At 74.9% G+C, this 20,346-nt stretch carries 12 protein-coding genes; 4 read left to right on the top strand and 8 right to left on the bottom strand.

Going from position 1 to position 20,346, the window contains the following annotated elements; all coding sequences use genetic code 11:
- Positions 1–82: 82 nt before the first annotated feature.
- The 5 genes from KME80_RS44945 to metX form a co-directional block, all read right to left on the bottom strand.
- Complete coding sequence (locus KME80_RS44945) at positions 83–4,129, bottom strand: S8 family peptidase (protein ID WP_219517873.1); 4,047 nt, start codon at positions 4,127–4,129, stop codon at positions 83–85.
- A 210-nt stretch (positions 4,130–4,339) separates the two neighbouring features.
- Entirely contained in the window at positions 4,340–7,174 is a 2,835-nt protein-coding gene (locus KME80_RS44940) for a helix-turn-helix transcriptional regulator (RefSeq protein ID WP_308126192.1), read from the bottom strand.
- A 102-nt stretch (positions 7,175–7,276) separates the two neighbouring features.
- Positions 7,277–7,759 (bottom strand): CoA-binding protein, encoded by a 483-nt coding sequence (locus tag KME80_RS44935; RefSeq protein ID WP_219517870.1) that lies wholly within the window; start codon positions 7,757–7,759, stop codon positions 7,277–7,279.
- The gene (locus KME80_RS44930) at positions 7,756–9,093 is read right to left on the bottom strand and encodes an O-acetylhomoserine aminocarboxypropyltransferase/cysteine synthase family protein (RefSeq protein WP_308126191.1); all 1,338 of its coding nucleotides are present in this window, start codon (positions 9,091–9,093) and stop codon (positions 7,756–7,758) included. Before KME80_RS44930 ends, KME80_RS44935 begins: the two co-directional genes overlap by 4 nt.
- A 19-nt stretch (positions 9,094–9,112) precedes the next feature.
- Positions 9,113–10,330, bottom strand: a complete 1,218-nt coding sequence (gene metX / locus KME80_RS44925) for a homoserine O-acetyltransferase MetX (protein WP_219517868.1) — start codon at positions 10,328–10,330, stop codon at positions 9,113–9,115.
- Positions 10,331–10,402: 72 nt separating this feature from the next.
- Between metX and KME80_RS44920 the strand changes: the two genes are divergently transcribed.
- From KME80_RS44920 to KME80_RS44905, 4 genes are all read left to right on the top strand, one after another.
- Entirely contained in the window at positions 10,403–10,954 is a 552-nt protein-coding gene (locus KME80_RS44920; protein WP_219517866.1) for an OsmC family protein, read from the top strand.
- A gap of 12 nt (positions 10,955–10,966) precedes the next feature.
- Entirely contained in the window at positions 10,967–12,208 is a 1,242-nt protein-coding gene (locus tag KME80_RS44915; protein WP_308126193.1) for an NAD(P)-binding domain-containing protein, read from the top strand.
- A 76-nt stretch (positions 12,209–12,284) separates the two neighbouring features.
- Positions 12,285–15,290, top strand: coding sequence for an AfsR/SARP family transcriptional regulator (locus KME80_RS44910; protein WP_219517865.1), 3,006 nt, complete (start codon positions 12,285–12,287; stop codon positions 15,288–15,290).
- 89 nt (positions 15,291–15,379) lie between these two features.
- A complete protein-coding gene (locus KME80_RS44905; RefSeq protein WP_219517863.1) occupies positions 15,380–15,880 on the top strand; it encodes a helix-turn-helix transcriptional regulator in 501 nt (166 codons plus the stop codon).
- Here the strand turns inward: KME80_RS44905 and KME80_RS44900 are convergent.
- The 3 genes from KME80_RS44900 to KME80_RS44890 form a co-directional block, all read right to left on the bottom strand.
- Positions 15,870–17,492, bottom strand: a complete 1,623-nt coding sequence (locus KME80_RS44900; RefSeq protein ID WP_219517862.1) for a thiopeptide-type bacteriocin biosynthesis protein — start codon at positions 17,490–17,492, stop codon at positions 15,870–15,872. The two genes, KME80_RS44905 and KME80_RS44900, sit on opposite strands and share 11 nt — an antisense overlap.
- An 18-nt stretch (positions 17,493–17,510) precedes the next feature.
- Positions 17,511–19,394 carry a TOMM precursor leader peptide-binding protein gene (locus tag KME80_RS44895; RefSeq protein ID WP_219517861.1) on the bottom strand — a complete coding sequence of 628 codons (1,884 nt, stop codon included), beginning with the start codon at positions 19,392–19,394 and terminating at the stop codon, positions 17,511–17,513.
- Positions 19,394–20,346, bottom strand: a 953-nt coding sequence (locus KME80_RS44890; protein WP_372455440.1) for a hypothetical protein, incomplete at its 5' end; no start/stop codon positions are given. The genes KME80_RS44890 and KME80_RS44895, both read right to left, overlap by 1 nt.

Here is a 20,346-nt window from a genome sequence, read left to right as displayed (position 1 = left end):
TTCACCGCCTCCCACACCGCCCCGGCCCCGGCCCCGGTGAGCTTCACCCTCAACGGCAGGCCCTGCACCGCGGCTGGGCTGGTCAGCGCAGGGCGAAGGCGCGGAGGGTGGTCTGCTTGACGCGATTGCCCGCCGCGTCCCACGCCTCCGCCTTCAGGCTCACCGCGCCCTTGGTGGCGTGGTGGGCCGGGTACTTCACCCGGGCGGTGTGGACGCCGTCCCGGCCCCGCTTGAGGTCGGCCGGCTGCCAGGTGGCGCCGTCGTCGGTGCTGGTCCACAGCCGCACGCCCGCGATCGCCGGCATCTTCGCCGCCGACGGCCCGTGGTAGGCCTCCACCTCGAACGTGTGCCTGCGCCCGGCCGCCACCGTGTTGTCAGCGGACAGGCTGTCGCCGAGGTCGTAGCTGACGTAGACCGCCGGGGTGGTGCGGCACTGCTCGAGCGGCCCGTCGACGAACCAGGCGTAGCAGTTGGAGCCCGGCAGCACCTGGTCCCTGGCCGGCGGGGCAGTGAACGTCCACTCGATGTCCTGCAGCTCGTTCTTCGCCGTCAGCCGGTAGCCGCCCTGCCCCTCGGGCAGCGGGTAGCGCGGCAGCTTGTCGAACCCGGCCACCGGGGCGTTCGGGATCTCCTTGCCGTCGCGGTAGAGGTGCAGGTCGTACCGGGGCGCCAGGTCGCCGAACGCGACGCCGTCGTCACGCCGCTCCCCGACCCCGTTGACCATGGACGGGGTCACCCACAGGTTGCCGTCGTGCACGCAGATCGCGCACGGCAGCCCGATCACGAGCTTCTCCAGCGGGACGTCGTCCGGGCCGCCGCCGAGCGCGTACAGCTTGCCGGAGGCGGTCGCGGCCCCCGGCGTGCTCGGGGTGGCGAACCACTGCTGGCGGGTGCTGCCCGGCCGGTCGAACACGTCGGTGCGGTAGCGGGTCTCCTCCACCTCCGCGCCCGGCTCGGACGGCAGGAGCGCGGAGATCCCGGCCTGGCTCACGATCGTGGGGTCCAGCGGCCAGACCCACTGCGGCCTGCGCTCGGGCATCGGGGACGACCAGTGCAGCATGTTGGTGCCGGTGCCCGTGTAGGTGATGTCGTCGGTCCGCCACGTGCTGCGCCAGTTCATGTACTTCGTGTACGGCCCGGCGTGCACGTCGAGGTCGACCCGGTGGAGCTGGCGCTCGGTCACCTTGTAGCGCATCGACGCCGGGATGCGCCCGTCGGCGTACGGCTTGAAGACGTACGAGTACGGGGTGTTCGGCGTGCCCTCGGCCCGTACGGTCACCTCGCCGCGGCCGGCCGCCTCGCGGATCTTCTGGCCTTCGGCGTTGGAGACGTACGCGACGGGGATGTTGACCGGCTTGAACGGGCCGCTGAACGGCTTCTGCGTGATCGGCAACGGGATCGGGCAGATGGACGCCCGCTCGTTGAAGGCGAGGACGCCGGCGGCGCCCGCGTCCCTGATCGGGCCCACGCGCTCGATCTGGAGGCCGCACGCCGTGCCGAAGATGCCCTCGGCGGGCTCCGCGTCGATCAGCACGAGCGCGCCGCGCAGGTCCTTGCCCGCGAGGTCCTCGGGTCGGCCCTTGCCGGCGTCGACCACCCGCAGGTCCTTGACGCCGTCGAACGGGACGTACCCTCCGTGCACCTCGCCCGCGTCGATCATGTGGACCCGGGAGACCGGGTGCAGGGTCGTGCGCTTCGCCGCCCGCCCTGAGGCGCGCATGGTCATGGTGACCTCGGGGACGCCGAGCTCCCACTGGCCGGTGAACCGGAAGCCGCCCTTGGTGACCTTCTTCGTGGGCAGCGCCCACACCTTCTCCCACCCGCCGAGCGGGCGGCTCGACAGGAGTGAGCCGCCGAAGACCTCGCCGTTCGGCAGCGTGCGCTGGAAGAAGAGGTCGTAGGTGTTGTTCAGCGGCTGCGCGGTCTTGGGAGCGCTGAAGCCGATTTCGGTGGCCTTGCGGGCGTCGAGGGTGACCTCGGTGTCGCCGGTGATGGTCAGCTCGGGCTCGAACAGCCAGGCCCGGTTGGCGCGGTCGTCGCCGTCCACCCAGTCGAGCACCTGCAGCAGGCTGACGGTGCCCGCCGGGACGCGGGTGACGACCAGGCCGACGTCGTCGATGCGGTGCGGGCCGAGCTCGCCCTTGGCACCGTCGACGTCCACGACGCTCATGGCCGTCGGCGTGCGCGGCTTGCCGTCCCGGTCGAGCGTGCGGATGGTCAGGTCGTACTTGGGGACGTCGCGGACCGCGCCGAGCGGCGTGGTGAGCCGGACGCCGTCGGCCTCGGCCGTCACCGCGCCGCTGTAGGTTCCGATGGGGAGCTCGGCCGGGTCGAGCGTGACGGTGGTGCCGGCCGTGCCTCCGGCGGGGACGGTCAGCGTCGTGTCGGCGAGCACCGGCTCGGCGTCGCCGCTCATCGCCGCCTTGAGCGTGAGCGTGACGGGCGCGTCGCCCAGGTTGCGGTAGGAGATCTGGCCGGTCTTCGGCGCGCTGCCGGTCTCCAGCAGGCCGAAGTCCACGCCGCCGCTGTCGGCGAACACCTGCTGCCGGGTCGCGCGGTCCAGGTCCACCCGGCCGGCGCCCTGCTCGTAGACGGTGAAGCCGTCGTCCTTGGCGGTGGACATCAGCGCGGCCTTGAGCTGCCGCGCCGTCCAGTCCGGGTGCCGCTGCGCCATGATCGCGACGGCGCCGGCGACGTGCGGCGTGGCCATCGAGGTGCCGGAGGAGCCGGTGTAGTGCTCGTCCACCGGGGTGCCCATGGCGGTGCCTGCCGCCCGCGCGGCCACGATGTCCACGCCCGGCGCGGCGATGTCGGGCTTGAGCCCGCCGCCGGGGCGCGGGCCGCGGCTGGAGAACCCGGCGAGCTGGTCCTGCTTGTCCACCGCGCCCACGGTCAGCGCGGCGTCGGCGGCGCCGGGCGTGCTGATCGTCTCGGCCTCGTACAGGTTGCCCGCGGCGATCACGAACAGCGCGCCGGTCTCGGCGGTCAGGTCGTTCACGGCCTGGCTGAGCGGGTCGGTGCCGTCGCTGGGCAAACCGCCGAGGCTCATGCTGACGGCCTTGGCGCCGCTGCGCGCCGCCCACTCCATGCCCTCGATGATCCACGACTCCTGGCCGGAGCCGCTGTCGTCAAGGACCTTGCCGACGACGAGCTGCGCGCCGGGGGCGACGCCCTTGTGCTTGCCGCCCGAGGCCGCGCCGGTGCCGGCGATGGTCGAGGCGACGTGCGTGCCGTGCCCGTGCCCGTCCTGCACGGCCTGATCGGGGACGAACGACCGGCTGTCGGCGATCTTCCCGGCCAGGTCGGGGTGCCCGGTGTCGGCGCCGGTGTCGAGCACGGCGATCTTCACGCCGGTCCCGTCCTGGCCGCGCTCCCACGCCTGGTGGGCGCCGATCATCGGGACGCTCACGTCCAGGTCGGCCTTGACCTTGGCGTCCAGCCAGAGCTTGGCGATGCCGCCGCCCAGCGTGGCGGGAGCCTTGGCCAGGCCCTGCCCGGAGTCCTGCCCGGCGCGTACGGCCTGCCAGAACGTGCCCGCCTCGGCCTTGGCGACGTCGAGGGCGGAGGCGTGGATGCTCTCCAGCGTGCGGGTGGGCTCGGCGGCGGGGACGGCGGCGGCCGAGCGCTTGACCTCGGCCTCGGCCTGGGTGCCGGGGTACTGCACGATCACGGGCAGCCGCTTGGCCACGTCGTCGGCGTAGCCGTTCTCGGCCAGGTACTTGACGTCGAACAGCCGCCGGTCGACCAGCCCCGCCTGGACGGCGGCGACCGCGTCGTCCGGCAGCACGAAGACGCCGTCCGGGGTGAACTGGGTGAACAGGTTGATCCGGCGGCCGTCCTGGCGGGTGCCGGGGGCAGGCTCGACGCGGTAGTGGCCGGCGGGGGAGCGGGTGAGCTGGACCTTGTCGCCGGTGATCAGCGTGACGACGAGCTTCCGGGCGCGCACCCCGGACAGGGCGACGTCCTTGGCGGGCTGCGCATCAGAGGCCGGCGAGCCGGTGGGGGATGCGGCGGGGGTGTCCGGCGGCGTGGCGGTCGCCGGGCCGGCGGTCAGCACGCCGGCGAGCGTGGTGACCGCGGTCAGCAGGACCGCTGTCCGGCGCGCCAGCGGGGGGCGGGGCAGTGCCATGGTGGCCTTTCTGGCGGGGGGAGTGAGGGGTCAGACGGGTTCGAAGCCGTCCGGCGGGCGGGGCGGCTCCTGGGGCTCGCCGGTGTCGGAGGGGTCGTCCGGGTCCGGCTGCCCGGGTTCGTCGATGGTTTCGGACATGCCGAAAGTGTCGTGCAGCGGGATGGGGTGGGGTATGGGGTGCCCTATGGGGAAAAATCCCCAATTCGTGGGTCAGTCGCTGGGGAGGAGGTGGCGGGCCAGCTCGGTACGCGACCGCGCCCCGACCTTCCGCATGGCCGCGCTCACGTGCTTGTCCACCGTCTTCGGCGACAGGAAGAGCTGCCTGGCGATCTGCTGGTTCGTCAGCCCCTCGGCCGCCAGCCGGGCCACCTGCTCCTGCCTGGCCGACAGCGCGTGGTCGCCGCCGCCCGGCGCGGGCGCGCCCTGCGCCGCCGCCCGGACGCCCCACCTGCGGCCCAGCCCGGTCGCGCGGTCCAGGTCCCAGCGCGCCCCGAGATCCGCGTACGCCGCGACGGCCCGGCCGAGCCGGACGGCGGCCTCGGGGTCGTCGAGGGCGAACAGGCAGGCGGCCGCCTTCTCGTGGGCCTGCGCGGCCTCGTAGCGGGCCGGGACCAGCTCGAAGGCGTCGGCGGCGGCGGCGAACTCCGCGGCGGCCCGCTCCCATTCCTCGCCTGCCTCGGCCAGCAGCCCGCGGGCGTGCGCGAGCGCGGGCGCGGCCAGCGGCGCGTCGAGCCCGGCCAGCCGGGCGGCGTGCCGGGCGACGACGCCGGCCGCCTCGTCCGGACGGCCCGCCGCCAGCAGCGCCTCGGTCAGCGCGGGCAGCGCCCGGACCGCCACCGGCCACAGCTCGCTCGCCTCCCAGTGGTGGCCCGCCTCGACGGCCGCCTCGATCGCCGGCTCCGGCTCGCCCCGTGCGGCGGCCAGCCTGAGCAGCATCGCCAGCGGCACCACGAGGTCGTCGAACTGCCCCCGGGCCCGGGCCTCGGCAGCGGCGTCGAGCAGCGGCGCCAGCGCGGCCTCCTGGCGGCCCTGCACCGCGGCCAGGCAAGCGGTCACGATGTCGACGAGGATGCGCTCGTGCGGCTCGTCGCCGAACTGGTCGCGCAGCTCCTGCATCCGGTCCGGCAGCCCGCGCCAGGAGCCCTCGAAGTAGTCGGCCGCGGCCAGGTTGACCAGGCAGCGCAGTTCGAGCCGCCCGCGCAGGTCGGGCTCGGCGCCCTCCTCGACCGCCGCGGTCAGCAGCCGGCGGCCCTCCCGGTGGTGCCCGCTGAACAGGGCGGCGCCGCCGATCGAGCGGTACGCGTTCACCTCGCGGCGCAGCAGCCGCCGCCCGCCGGTCTCCCGCAGCAGGTCACCGGCCAGCGCGGCCCAGCGCGGGTCGCCCATCACCACGAAGATCATCGCGATCTTGCCGAGCACCAGCATGCGCATGGCGGGATCGGCCACGGCGGGCAGGGTCGCGAGCGCCCGCTCCAGCCACGACCGGCTCTCCTCGGGCGGCAGGCCGCTCGGCGGGCGGCCCACCCCGGCCATCGCCCACGCGGCCAGCCCCGGCTCCCCGGCCAGGTCCTCGGCGGCCCGGGCGAACGCCTCGCCGATGCGGGCGCCGTCGGTGCGGGTCCGCTCCAGGTGCAGCGCCAGCAGCATGCGCAACTGGCCGCGCAGCGGGGGCGGCACGTCCTGCTCCAGCGCGCCGGTGACCAGGTCGGCGACCGGCGGCGGGCGCAACAGCTCCAGGGCGGCCCAGCCGAGCTTCACCGTCAGCTCCGCCCGCCGCGCCGCCGGCAGGTCGGCGTCGCGCAGCACCTCCTCCAGCAGGCGCGCGGCCTCCGCGTCGTCGCCCAGCCGCGACGCCTGCTCGGCCGCCTCGATGGCGGCCTCGACCCACTGCCCGGCCCGGCCCGCCCGGCGCAGGTGGTGGGCCAGCCGGCCCAGCGGCACCGGCCGCAGCCCCCGTACGGTGTCGGCGGCGGCGGCGTGCAGCGCCTGACGGCGGCCCAGCGGGATCGCCTCGTAGACCGCCTGCGCCGCCAGCACGTGACGGAACCCGACCAGCCCGCCGGTGTCGGCGAACAGCCCCGAGCCGAGCACCTCGTCGATCGCCCCGACGTCGTCCGGCCCCGACAGCAGCGCGAGCGGCACCGGGAGCTGCAGCACGGCGGCGCGCTCGGCCACCTCCTTGGCGCCGGGGGACAGCCGGGCCACCCGCTCGCGCACCGAGGCGCGCACGCCGCTCGGCACGTCCAGCTCCTCCAGCGCCCGCCGCGCCCAGCCGCCCTCCCAGCGGATGAGCGTGCCGCGGTCGCGCAGCAGCGCCAGCAACTCCTGCACGGCCAGCGGCAGGCCGGAGGCCCGCAGGCACAGATGCTCGGCGAACTCGGCCGTCACCTCCTCGGCCCCGAGGATCGCCGAGGCCATCACCCGCGTCTGGGCGGCGTCGAGCGGCGGCAGCACCAGATGCTCGGCCCTGATCGTGTCGGGGGCGCGCGCCGTGATCGCCCGCACCGCCTCGGACGCCTCCTCGCCCCGGTACGTCAGCACCACCCGCAACGTGCCGGGCAGCACGGACATCAGGTACGTCAGGAACTCCACCGTCTGCCCGTCGGCCCAGTGCAGGTCCTCCACCACCAGGACGGCCGGACCCAGCGCGGTCAGCACCTCGGCCAGCCCCCGGAACACCCGGTGCCGCTCCGCCGCCCGGTCGTCGAGCGGCGGCGGCGTCGGCGGCAGCTCGGCGGCCAGCTCCGGCAGCAGCTCGCGCAGCGCCCCGGCGACCGGCGACAGCGCCGCCCCGGCCAGCTCGGACGCGCGCCCGCGCAGCGCCTCGACGACGGGGCCCAGCGGGAACGGCTCCCTGATCTGCACGCAGGCCCCGGCCAGCACCCGCAGGCCCGCCACCGCGGGACCGCCCAGCAGCTCGGCCGTCAGCCGCGACTTCCCGATGCCGGCCTCGCCCTCGACGACGGCGACGGCGGGGGCCCCCTCGACCAGCGCGACGAGCCGGGCGAGCTCCTTCTCCCGCGCCACCAGAACAGGGGAGACCACCCGCCCACCACGCACCCGCTCATTCAACTGCACGCCCAGTCATAGATCAATGTCACCCCCGGCCGCCCGGCCACTTCCACGGCGGCCGGGCGGGGGTGTGGACTACTGGAGGCCGCCGCGCACGGAGGTGATGCGCCGGGTGTTGAAGCCGAGCCAGTGCATCCGGCCCGCGTAACGCGCGTGCTCGACCTTGAGGCAGCGGTCCATGATCACGGTGACGCCGCCGTCCTCGGCGATCCGCGCGGCCTCCTCGTTGACGACGCCGAACTGGCCCCAGAGGGCAGCGGCGCCGATCTCCACCGCGTCGCGGGCGATCCCGGGCAGGGCGTCCGGCGCGCGGAAGACGTTGACCAGGTCGACCGGGACGGGCACGTCGAGCAGGCTCGGGTAGCTGGGCTCGCCGAGGACCTCCGTCTCGCGCGGGTTCACCGGGACGATCCGGTAGCCGTGCCGCTTGAGGTAGTAGCCGACGAAGTGGCTGGCCCGCAGCTCGTTGCCCGACAGGCCGACGATCGCGATCGTCCGGGTGGCGTGCAGGACGCGCTGGATCGTCAGGGCGTCCTGGTAGCGGCCGGGCGCGGTCATGCCGAGGCCGCCTTCACGCCGATCGTGGCCGCCACCTGGGCCAGGCCCTGTTCCAGGTCCCAGATCAGGTCGTCGGCCGACTCGGTGCCGACCGACAGCCGCACGGTGCCGGGGCCGACCCCGGCCGCCCGCAGCTCCTCGTCGCCGAGCTGGCGGTGTGTCGTGCTGGCGGGGTGGATGACGAGGCTCTTGGCGTCGCCGACGTTCGCCAGGTGGGACCAGAGCGTCAGGCCGCGGATGAGGCCCTGCCCGCCCTCCCGGCCGCCGGCGCAGTCGAACGAGAACACCGCGCCGGCGCCGCGCGGCAGGTACTTGTCCGCCAGCGGCCGGTAGCGGCTCTCCGGCAGGCCGGGGTAGGTCACGCCGGAGGCCAGCTCGTGCGACTGCAGGAACGCCGCGACCGCCCGCGCGTTGCCGACGTGGCGGTCCATCCGCAGCGACAGCGTCTCCAGGCCCTGCAGCAGCAGGAAGGCGTTGAACGGCGACAGCGCCGCGCCCAGGTCGCGCAGGGTCTCGGCGCGCAGTTTCATCAGGAAGCCGTACTCGCCGAACGTCTCGTGGAAGCGCAGCCCGTGGTAGGCGGGCGACGGCTCCGCGATCACCGGGAAGCGCCCGTTCGACCAGTCGAACGTGCCCGCCTCGACGACGACGCCGCCCATGCTGGTGCCGTGGCCGCCGATGAACTTGGTCGCCGAGTGGATGACGACGTCGGCGCCCCACTCGATCGGCCGGCACAGGTACGGGGTGGCGAACGTGTTGTCCACGATCAGCGGCAGCCCGTGCTCGTGCGCGATGCCGGCCAGCGTCTCGATGTCGAGCACGTTCCCGGCGGGGTTGCCGATCGTCTCGCCGAAGAACGCCTTCGTCCCCGGCCGCACCGCCCGCCGCCAGGCGTCCGGGTCGTCGGGGTCGACCCAGGTCAGGTCCACGTTCATCTTGCGCAGCAGGTGCTTGAGCTGGTTCACCGTCCCGCCGTAGAGGGCCGAGGACGACACGACGTGGTCGCCCGGCTGGAGCAGCGTGAACAGCGTCGCCGCCTGCGCGGCGATCCCGCTGGCGAACGCCACCGCGCCGGACCCGCCCTCCAGGTTCGCCACTCGCTCCTCGAACACGGCGACGGTCGGGTTCATGATGCGCGAGTACGTGTTGCCGTACTCCTGGAGGTTGAAGTACGCCGCCGCGGACTCGGGGTCCTCGAAGACGTAGCTGGTCGTCTGGAAGATCGGCACCGCGCGGGCGCCGGTGTTGGGGTCCGGCCGCTGCCCGGCGTGCAGCTGCCGGGTCTCGAAGCCGAACTCGCGGTCGTGTTCCGTACGGGGGATCCGGTCGTTCACCTGGGCCTCTTCCTCGACATCAAGCGGCCCCTTCCGGGGCCAGGAACCGGCGGATGACGGGCGTCTGCCGCGCCTCCTCCAGCAGGAAGCAGTCGTGGCCGTACGGCGCGTCGATGACCTCGAGCTCGACCGGCTTGCCGAGCGCGCGCAGCGCCTGCTCGATCTCCTGCGACGCCGACGGCGGGTAGAGCCAGTCGGAGCTGAAGGCGATCAGCAGCGTGCGCGCCGACACCCCTTCGAGCGCCCGCGTGAGCTGCCCGCCGTGCTGCCTGGCCAGGTCGAAGTACGTCAGCGCGCGCGAGGTGTAGAGGTAGGTGTTGGCGTCGAAGCGCTTGACGAACGCGTCGGCCTGGTGGCGCAGGTAGCTCTCCACCTCGAACTCCGGCTCGCTGATCGTGTAGCGCAGGTCGTCGGCGAACTGCAGCCGCCGGCCGAACTTGGTCTCCAGCGCGGGCGCGGACAGGTAGGTGACGTGGCCGACCATCCGCGCCACGCCCATGCCGGCGTCGGGCGCGCGGCCGGTGCCGTAGTAGCGGCCGCCCTGCCAGGCCGGGTCGCGCATGATCGAGTCGCGGGCGATCGCGTTCCAGGCGACGCCCTGCGGGTGCAGGGCGTGTGTGCTGGCGATCACCACGACCGCGTCTACCTGGCCGGGGTAGCGGACGGCCCACTCCAGCGCCTGCATGCCGCCGAGCGAGCCCCCGGCCACCGCCGCGAGCCGTTCGACGCCCAGGGCGTCGAGGAACGCGCGCTGCGTGCGCACCATGTCCGCGACCGTGATCACGGGGAAGTCCGGTCCGTACGGCCGCCCGGTCGCCGGGTCGATCGACGACGGCCCGGTCGTCCCCCGGCAGCCGCCGAGCAGGTTGGTGCACACGACGAAGAAGCGGTCGGTGTCGAACGCCTTGCCGGGGCCGATCATGCCGTCCCACCAGCCGAGCCCCTTGCCACCCGCGCTGTCGCGGTCCTGGGCGCCGAACCCGTCGCGCGTGCTCTCCGGCGGCGGCGCCTTGGCCAGGCCCGCCGCGTGGGCGTCACCGCTGAGGGCGTGGCACACGAGGATCACGTTGTCACGCCGGGGCGACAGCACGCCATAGGTCTCGTACGCGACCCGTACGGGATGCAGCTCCCGGCCGCAGTCGAGGGGCACCGGTCGCGGCAGGTCGAGGTACCGGGTCTCCACGGTGCCGACGCTGCCGGCCTGGTCGGCCGCGAACGTCGTGGCTGGCTGCGACATGGGGCTTATCCAACCGCCACCGGGGGTGTATGGTCAAATCCCTACCGGTAATACAGGGAGTGAGGGCGGGACATGACGACCACGGTCGCCAACGGAGTGAACGTGCAGGCACTGCTGGACGCGCGCGAGGCGCTGAAGGACGCGCCCGAGGCCGCGCAGTTCGTCTGGCGGGCCTCGTCCACCTGGCGCAACGGCGTCCACAGCACCACGACCGTCAAGGAGTTCTACGGTCTCGGGGAGGAGCGCGCCCACAAGAGCGAGGCCGTCTTCGACGCCGATCACCCCGAGGTCTTCGCCGCCGAGGACAACGGCGTCACGCCCATCGAATACCTCCTCGTCGGCCTGGCGAGCTGCCTGACGGCCGGCGTCGCGTCCGTCGCTCAGAACCGCGGCATCCAGCTCCGCTCGGTCGAGGCGACGCTCGAAGGCGCGCACGACATCCGCGGCATCCTCGGCGTCGACCCCGACGTCCGCAACGGCTTCAACGACATCAAGGTGACGTTCCACATCGACGCGGACGCCTCGAAGCAGGACATCGAGGCGCTGGTGGCCCAGTCCCAGAAGCGCTCGGCCGTGTTCGACGCCCTGACGAACCCGACGAACGTCACCGTCGACGTCGCCTGAGAGGGCCGAGCCATCGAGCACGTCACCACCGTCGTCATCGGCGCGGGGCACGCGGGCCTCGCGGCGAGCCACTTCCTCGGCGCGCGGTCGATCGACCATCTGGTGATCGAGCGCGGCGAGGTGGCCAACTCCTGGCGGCGCGAACGCTGGGACTCCTTCCGGCTGCTCACCCCCAACTGGCAGAGCCGCCTGCCCGGCCTCGCCTACGAAGGCCCGGACCCCGACGGCTACATGACCGCGAAGGAGGTGACGCAGTTCGTCGAGGGCTTCGCCGCGCTCACCCGGGCTCCCGTGCGGACCGGGACGGACGTCACGTCCGTACGGCAGTCCGATGACGGCTACCGGGTGACGACCAGCCACGGCGAGATCGCCTGCCGGACGGTGGTCATCGCCAGCGGCGCGTGCAACCTGCCGTCGGTGCCGCCGTTCGCCGAAGCGGTGCCGCCGTCCGTCGAGCAGCTCACGCCGTACGACTACCGCGAGCCCGGCCGGCTCCCCGACGGCGGCGTGCTCGTCGTGGGCGCGTCGGCGACCGGCGTGCAACTCGCCGCCGAGCTGCGCCGGTCGGGCCGGCCGGTGATCCTCTCGGTGGGCGAGCACGTACGGCTGCCCCGCACCTACCGGGGGCGCGACGTGCTGTGGTGGATGGACGCCTCGGGAGTGTGGGACCAGCGGCACGACGAGGTGCCGGACCTCGCGCGGGCCAAGCGGCTGCCCTCGCCCCAGCTCGTCGGCGGCCCCGGCCGCACGACGCTCGACCTCAACGCGCTCACCTCGATGGGCGTCGAGCTGGTGGGCCGCTGGGCCGCCGTCCGCGACGGCCACGCGCTGTTCTCCGGCGGGCTGCGGAACGTGTTCTCGCTCGCCGACCTCAAGATGGAACGCCTGCTCGACACGTTCGACGCCTGGGCCGGCGCCCACGGGCCCGACGTCGGCCCGCCCGAACGGTTCGAGCCGACGCGGGTGCCCGAGTCGGCTCGCCTGCGGCTGGACCTGCGCGGCGGCGAGATCGGCGCCATCGTGTGGGCGACCGGCTTCCGCCCCGACTACCGGTGGCTCGACGTCCCGGTGCTCGACGGGAAGGGGCGGCTGCGGCACGACGGCGGCGTCGCCGACAGCCCCGGGCTGTACGCGCTCGGGCTGCCGCTGCTGCGGCGGCGCAAATCCACGTTCATCCACGGGATCGAGGCCGACGCCCGAGAGGTGATCGACCACCTGGCCGGTCACCTGGCCGGACGGGAGGCGGGCGGCTGAACCCCGGCCCTGGCGGGGCGGACCGATAGGGCCCAGGCATTGGATCTCCGGTGCCGGGCCGCCATACTTGCCTGGCGTGACTCTACGGATGGCGATCCTCGGACCCCTCGTCGCCTCGAGAGCGGGGGTCCCCGTCGATCTGGGCTCCACCCGGCAGCGCTGCGTGCTCGCCAGCCTCGTCCTCGCAGAGGGCAGGCCGGTGCGGATCCAGGAGCTGGCGGGCACCCTGTGGGGCGAGGAGGTCCCGGCGAGCGCCGTCAACGTCGTCCAGACCTACGTCAAACGATTACGCCACGCGCTGGAGCCCGATCGGGCCAGCCGGGCGTCCAGCCCGCTGCTGCCCCGGGTCGGCGACGGCTACGCCCTGGACCCGGGCCTGGTCGAGGTCGACGTGGCGCGGTTCCGTGAGCTCGCCGCGCACCCGGCCGGCTACGACCAGGTGGCGCGGGCGCTGGCGCTCTGGCGGGGCGAACCCCTGGCCGAGCTGCCCCTGCTGGCCGGGCATCCCCGGCTGACCAGCCTGGCGGGGGAGCTGGTCGACGCGCTCGGCCGCTTCGCCGGCGTGGCCGTGCGCGAGGGCAGGGCGGCCGACCTCCTGCCGTTCGCCGAGGACATCGCCCGCATGCTCCCGCTGGACGAGCGCGTCCACAGCGTCCTCATCCGGCTCTGCCTCGAAGGCGGCCGGCGCACCGACGCCCTGCTGCACTACCGGGAGATCAGCCGGCGCCTGGAGCGGGAGCTCGGCGTCCGCCCCGGCCCCGAGCTGACCGCGGTCCACGCCACGGCGCTCCACGACGAGCCGGCCGCCCCGCCGGGCCCCGCCCGGCTCCCCGCGCCCGCCCAGCTTCCTCCCGACATCAGCGACTTCAGCGGCCGGCTGGAACAGGTGTCGGCGCTGACCCGCATGCTCGGCCCGGGGGAGCGGACCGCGATGCCGCTGGTCGTCATCACCGGCATGGGCGGGGTCGGCAAGACCACGCTGGCCGTGCACGCCGGTCACCGGCTGCGCGAGAGCCACCCCGACGGCCAGCTGTACGTGGACCTGCACGGGACCGACGGCAACGCGGTGGACCCCGCGTCCGTGCTGAACCGCATGCTGCTCGCGCTGGGCGTGGACGGCTCGGTGATCCCCGCCGAGCTGGACGAGCGCGCGACGCTCTACCGCAGCCGCCTGGCGGGCCGCCGGGTGCTCGTCGTGCTGGACAACGCCCTCGACGAGGCGCAGGTGCGCCCGCTCCTGCCCGGCGCGCCCACCTGCGCGACCGTCGTCACCAGCAGGTCCAGGCTGCGCGGCCTGAGCGGCGGCCACCACGTCGACCTGGACGTCTTCCACCCTCAGGAGGCGCTCGACCTGCTCATCCACCTGGTCGGCGAGTCCAGGGTCCGGACCGACCAGGCGACCGCCCGGGCGATCGTGGAGGCGTGCGGCCACATCCCGCTCGCGGTCCGGGTGACCGGCGCCCGGATCGCCGCCCAGCCCCGGCTCAGCCTGGGCCGGTTCCACCGGGAGCTGGGCGACGAGCGGCGCCGGCTCGACCAGCTCGCCGCAGGAGACCTGGCCGTGCGCGCGTCCTTCCGGCTCAGCTACGCCTCGCTGCCGGCCGCCGCGCGGCGCGGGTTCCGGCTGCTCGGGCTGCTGGACGTGCCCGACTTCGCCGACTGGGTGCTCGCGACCCTCCTCGACGCGCCGCAGGGCGAGACGGCGAAGATCCTCGACCTGCTCGTGGACGCCCACCTGGTGACCGTGGCCGGCGAGGACGAGACGGGCGAGTCGCGCTACCGCATGCACGACCTGATCCGGCTGTACGCCAGGGAGCGCACCGAGGCGGAGGACAGCGCCGAGGACCGCCGGGCCGCGCGGCGGCGCGCCTTCGCCACCTGGCTCGCGCTCGCCGAGGACGCCGACCGGCTGCTCGCCTACCGGACGCTGCTCCCGCTCGAGGGCGAGGCGCCGCGCAGGCGGTTGCCGGGAGGCAGGGCGGAGGCCATGCTCGCCGACCCCGTGCGCTGGTTCCAGAGCGAACGCGCCAACCTGGCGGCGGCGATCGCGCAGTGCGCCGACGACGGCCACCCCGACCTCTGCTGGAACCTCGCCGAAGCCTGCGTCGGCTTCTACGAGATGCGCGACCTGCTCACCGAGTGGCGCGCCGTGCACACCGTGGCGCTGTCCGCGTGCGAGCCGGAGCCGCGCGGGCGGGCGGTCCTGGCCCGCAGCCTGGCCTACCTGTCGTGCCTGCCCGTGGTGCGACCGCAGGTCATGCGCGAGCACGCCGAGCTGTCCTTGCGGCTGTTCAGGGAGGTGGGCGACCGGCACGGGGAGGTCGACGCGCAGGTGCTGCTGGGCACCGCCCTGGTCGCCGGCGGGCTGGGCGAGGAGGGGCTGGAGCAGCTCCGGCGGGCCGAGGCGCTGGCCGTGACCCTCGGGCACGACGCCGAACTGGACTTCCTCCACTCCGCGCTCGGCTTCATCTATCGCGAGCAGGGCAAGCTGGAGCTCGCCTCCCACCACCTGGAGCGCGTGCTGGAGCGGACCGAGGGCCGCCGGCTCAGCCGGTTGCGGCTGATGGCGCTGCGCTCGCTCGGGATGGTCCGCTTCTACCAGGGCCGGACCGAGGAGTCCCGGCACCTGCTGCTGGAGATGCTGAGGCTCGCCCGGCTGCTCGGCGTGCGGGTGAAGGAGCTGCTGGCCCTGCTCGTGCTCGGCGAGAGCGGGGTGCTGCTCGGCAGGCCCGACGCCGCGGGCTACCTCGACCAGGCGGAGGCGCTCGCCACGGACATGGGCGGCGAGTTCGCGCTCGCCCTGGTGCGGCGCGGCAAGGCCACCCGCGACCTGCTGGAGGGGCACGCCGGGCAGGCACGGGACGCGCTGCTGGTCGCGCTGGAGGTCTTCCGCGGCCACGGGGTGCTGCACCTTCAGGCGATGGTGCTGAAGGCGCTCGGGCACGCGCACGCCCTGCTCGGGGAGTCCGGCGCGGCCCTGGCGGCCTGGCGGGAGGCGGAGAGCCTGTTCCGGCGCATGGGCAACCTCAGCGAGGCGGGCGAGCTGGCGAAGCTCGGCGAGAGCGTGTCCGGGCCGGGGTGATCCATTCGCCGTCCAGTCCCCGTCCAATCCGGGCTCCTACCGTGTGACAAGGATTTGTCAGGACACGTATGGAGCTTCGTATGATATCGGTGTCTCTTGTGATCGACGATCCCGGCACGCTCGTCGCGGCCATGACCTCGCTGGCGGCCGATCCCGGCCTGTGCCTGCTGACCCGCGCCGGCTCCCTGGAGGAGCTGCGCCGCGCCGAGAGCGTCCCGGCCCACGTCGTCGTGGTCCACGCCGCGGCCAGCGGCCCGCCCGGCGGCGCGGAGACCGTACGCCTGCTCCGGGAGGAGGGACGGCTGGTCCTGCCCCTGGGCGACGGCGGGCCGCCGGGGGGCCGGCTCGCCGCCGCCATCCGCGCGATGGCGTCCGCCGGGCCGAGGCTGTCCGGCCAGGAGCGGGCGGTCCTGCTCGGCTACGCCTCCGGGCTGACCCTCGCCGCCGCCGCCCGGCGGGCCGGCATCCGGCCCGCGACGGCCAAGAAGTACCTGGAGAGGATCAAGCAGAAGTACGCCGACTGCGGCCGGAACGCCTACACCAAACTGGACCTCGCCACCCGGGCCAGGGAGGACGGGCTCATCGGCTGACCTCGTCCGGGACGCCCAGCGGGAGCAGGTAGAGCGCGACCTCGGTGACCCCGTCCACCGCGAACAGCTCGTGCGCCAGATCGTCGTAGAAGCCGCCGACGGGGATCGTGCCCAGCCCGAGGCCGGTCGCGGCCAGGGCCAGGTTCTGGGCGACGTGCCCGGCCTCCAGTAGCGCGAAGCGCAGGGCGCGCAGCCCGTACTTCGCCCGGAGCGCGTCGGTGTGCACGGTGAGCGCCAGCAGGGCGGGCACCCGGGTCAGGTCGACCAGCAGCGGATGCCGCTCGGGATGGCCGGTGGTGAACCACATGGAGGTGGCCGCCGCCTCCGCCTGGCCGGGCGCGTCCGCGTACCGGTGCAGGCGGTCCCCCTGCCCGCCCACGCCGTACGTGCCCGGCGCCAGGCCGTCGACGGACCAGGCGATGAGCCGCAGCCGCACGGCGTACTTGCTGCCCGCGCTGGGGAAGTTGCGCGTGGCCCAGCCGCCGGTGCCGGGCCGCGCCGGCCCGCCGAACGCCTCGCGCAGGAGGGCGCCCAGCGTGGCGGCGGCGACCGGGCCGGTGTAGTGGCGGCAGGAGCGGCGCTCCCGCAACGCCCGGCCGAGCGGCATGTCCAGGGCGGGACCCGGGGGCAGCGCCACCGTGGTGGCCCGCCAGCCCGGATGGTCGGCGGCCGGCTCGCCACGCTCGTCGTCGCCCAGCTCGGGCAGTTGCCCGGGCGGGTACTTCGAGGCTTCCAGGTAGCGCTGGTCCAGCCCGGCCTCGGGGGCCAGCGCGCCGGCGACCACCCAGCACAGCGCCCGTTCCTCGTCCGGTTGCACGCCCAGCCGGTTGCACAGCATGTGCAGTTGCGAGGCCCACACCGCCAGGCGGCGCCCGGCCGCGACGCCCCGGTCCGCCAGCTCGGCGTCCGCCCGCGCGACCACCTGAGCCCAGCGGGCGGCGAGCCCGTCGCCGTCGCGCACCGCGGCGCGGGTGCCGGTCAGCACGCCCAGCACCTTGTCCCGCTGCCGGGCGAGCATGGCCTCGGCGCGGGCCAGCGGGACGGCCGGGGGCAGCTTGGGCGTGTCGACGGCCAGCCGCCAGGCCGCGGCGTGCCTTCTCAGCCATGCCGCGCAGGCGCGCTCGTCCAGGCCCAGGCCGAGCGCGGTCGCGTACATCAGCGGGAGCGCGGTGTTCATCCGCGAGGGCGGGGAGCCCCGCAGCGCCTCCAGGACGATCTCGCTGGAGCGGCAGAAGACCTCCTCGGCCACGGGAATCGCCTCCGCCCCGCCGTAGCGCTCGGTCTCGGGCTCGTAGGCGATCTCGGCCACCGTCCCGTGCGGGGTCCAGCCCTCAGCGCCCGGGAACTCGGCGCCCGGGAAGCCGGCGTCGCCGACGAGCGAGGCGAGCGCCTGCCGCAGCCCCTCGGGGTCGGCGACGGCGCGGGCGCGCACGCGCAGGTGCGGGCCGCCCTCCCCGTACCTGATGAAGAACCAGTCCTCCAGCAGGCCGTCGGCGCGCAGGCCGTCGAGCAGCGGGCCGGCCGAGCCGGTGAGGAAGGCGTCGTTGCGCTCCGCGTCCCAGTGCAGGAAGCAGTGCAGGCTCGTCCAGAGGTCGACAGCGGGCGTGGTCATCGGCGGGTCCACCTCGGCTCAGGGGAAGGGGTGCGGATGGAACGGCAGGTCCTCGTAACGGGCGGGCGCGGGCAGCCGGCCCAGCCGGGCGGGCACCTCCAGGAGCCGGGGCAGGTTCCTGGTGCGCCGGTAGACGTGACCGAACGTCATGGGCAGGGAGCCCGGCACGATCACCTTGGCGGCGTGCAGCCCGAGCCGTTCGCGCGTGACCGGCTCCGACTGGTCCGCGGCGATCACCTCCAGGCCCGCCGAGGCCAGCCGGTCCACCCACTCCTCCAGGTAGGCGCCCAGATCGCGGCAGGGCGGGGGCTCGGGCCACAGCTCGCGCCACGGCGCGGCCGAGTCGCCGCCGAGCAGGAACTCGTACCGGTCGCGCGCCTCGTCGAGCGCGTTCATGAAGACGTGGTCGTCGAGGGTGCGCACCAGGAACGGATCGTCGATCATGGGCAGCAGCCGGTCCCGGTCGAACGCGGCGATCCGGCTGTCGGCCTTGTTCCGGACGTTGATGTACACCTCGGTCGCGGCCGAGCGCATGGCCTGGACCGGGTGCCGGTTCGCCCCGGCCGCGAACAGCGCGTCGGGCAGGCGCGGGTCGGGGACGCGGCGGCGCGTCATGCTGAGCACCACGGGCACGCCGAAGTCGTTGGAGGCGTCGAACAGCAGCAGGTCGTGGCCCATGCTGCCCAGCCGGTCGATGAGACGGCCGAGCTCCGGGTCGTCCGCGGGCGGCGCGATGCGGCGCAGCGGCGTGCGCGCGTGCCACGCCATCAGGAAGGCGTCGCGCTCGGCCACCTCGAACAGGCCGTGCAGCACGGCCTCGGCCTGGCTGGAGCCGAGCCCGCAGCCGTTGGAGGAGTCGTAGAGCATCCGCTGCCTGCGGCCGTCGAACCAGCCGCGTGAGTCCCAGTAGACGAGCTGCTCGGGGATGAGCCTGTCGCGGGAGTGCGTCAGCGACCAGCCGTACACCCAGTGCACCGGGTTGTCCGGCGAGTAGGGCTCCAGGAGGAAGTCCGGGTGGCGTTCCAGCTCGGGCTCGTGCAGGCCCAGCAGGGCCGGGTCCAGCGCTACGGCCGGGTCGAGCTCGGCGCGGGTCGCGTACACGTGGGGGCGGACGCCGCGCGGGCGCATGCCGGTCAGGCGCTCGACCGCCTCGAACAGCGCCACCCGCTCGGCCTCGGCGAAGTCCTCCGCCCTGCCGTAGCCGGTGCCGATCAGGCCCGCGCTGCCCGGTAGCTGGGCGCTGGCCAGCGGCAGGGTGCGGGCCTCCCAGCGATACAGCCGCAGGACGGGGCCGAGCCGCCAGTCCACCAGGGCGTCACGGAGCTGGGCGGCCGTCTCGGTGCGCGGATTGTCCTCACGCAGCGCGGACCCGGAGACCGGATGGCGCCCGGCGCCGACCGGCCTGGGGGCGTCCGCCGGCAGCGGGGCGCACACCGCGCAGCCGCCGAACGGCAGCACCCGATGCGCCGAGACCTCCAGGTCCTCCCCGCGCAGCGCCCACAGCACGCCGGTCGTCCCCGCCGTGACGACGTCGGAGGCCAGCGCCGCCACCAGCCCGGCGGCCTGCGGGGGCACCGTGCCGCCCATCGTCTGCGGCGCGCCCGCCGGGACGCGGCCCGGCAGCGCGTCCAGCCGCGCGCGTTCCGCGCAGGCCAGGCAGCCCGTGGCGGCCGGCCCGGCCAGCGGCCCGACGAGCACCAGGCCGCCGTCGCAGCGCACCGGCAGCACGGTCGCGCCCGCCGCCCTGGCCCGCGCCGCCAGCTCCGTGACGGAAGCGAGGGTCCAGGAGTCCAGCACCACGACGGCGGTCTCCCCGGCGGACAGGCCGTCGCCGTCGCGGACGGTCAGCGCGGCCCCGGCCAGCGCCTCCCGGAGCAGCCGCGCCGCTTCGTTCACGTTCATCACTCTCCTCGCCAGATCTGGAACCCCGCCGCCGCCAGGTCGGTGTCGGAGTCGTCGAGGCGGGGGCGGCAGCCGGTCACCCGGCTCAGCACCTCCTGCAGCGCCTCCTCGTCCCGGGAGATCGGGGCCGGCCACAGCCAGCGGCCCAGGTCCTCGTCCATCTCCTCGCCGGTGATGTCGGGCGGGGGCAGGGCGCCGCAGACGGCCGCCGCCCGCATCGACGGGCCCGCGTACGACGCGCCGGCCGCGGCGAGCGCCGCCATCGCCACCGCGCTGTCGCGCTCCAGCTCCACCGCCCACGCCAGGCGGTCGCCGCCGGTGTCGTGGATCTCCGCGTGCCAGGCGCCGCCGAGGTCGCGGACCTGGAGCCGGACGGGCTCGCGCAGCCGTTCCGCCAGCGTCCGCCACCAGTGCGCGGCGATCGGGTCGTGCGTCACGCAGTCACCCGGCCGCACGCGCCCGGCCGCCCGGTCCGCGCGGTGCCTGAGCAGGACGCCCCGGGCGTGCAGCTCGTCGGCGCCCACCGCCGCCACGGCCGGGTCGGCGCCGAGACGCGCCTGCGCCGCCGCCCGGACCGCCTCCAGGCGCGCGGCCTCCACGGTCGGGCCGATCCCGGCGACCGGCAGCCCGGGCACGTCGCAGACGGCCATCGAGACCGGCAACTGCGCCAGGCCGTCGACGCGGACCTCCGGGAGCAGGCCGAGCTCCGGGTCCGTGACCAGCCCGGCGCGGCGCAGCGCCTCCTCCAGCGTGATCCGCCGGGCGCGGGGCGCGGGATCGGCGGGCGGCCAGGGGCGGTACGCGGCGGTGAGCTGCCCGGGACGTACCAGGAGGATCTCCCCGGGCCTGCCGGGCAGGCCCGCGCAGGCGCGCAGCAGCCGGTCGACGGCTGCCGCCGCGAGCAGCTCCGCCGCCGCGGGCGTCCAGGCTCGCGCCGGCAGCCGCCCCCGCC

Source organism: Nonomuraea ceibae, assembly GCF_019396325.1.
Taxonomy (GTDB): domain Bacteria; phylum Actinomycetota; class Actinomycetes; order Streptosporangiales; family Streptosporangiaceae; genus Nonomuraea; species Nonomuraea ceibae.
Note: the sequence above shows the minus strand (reverse complement) of the source record. Positions and strands in the feature narration are given on the sequence as shown.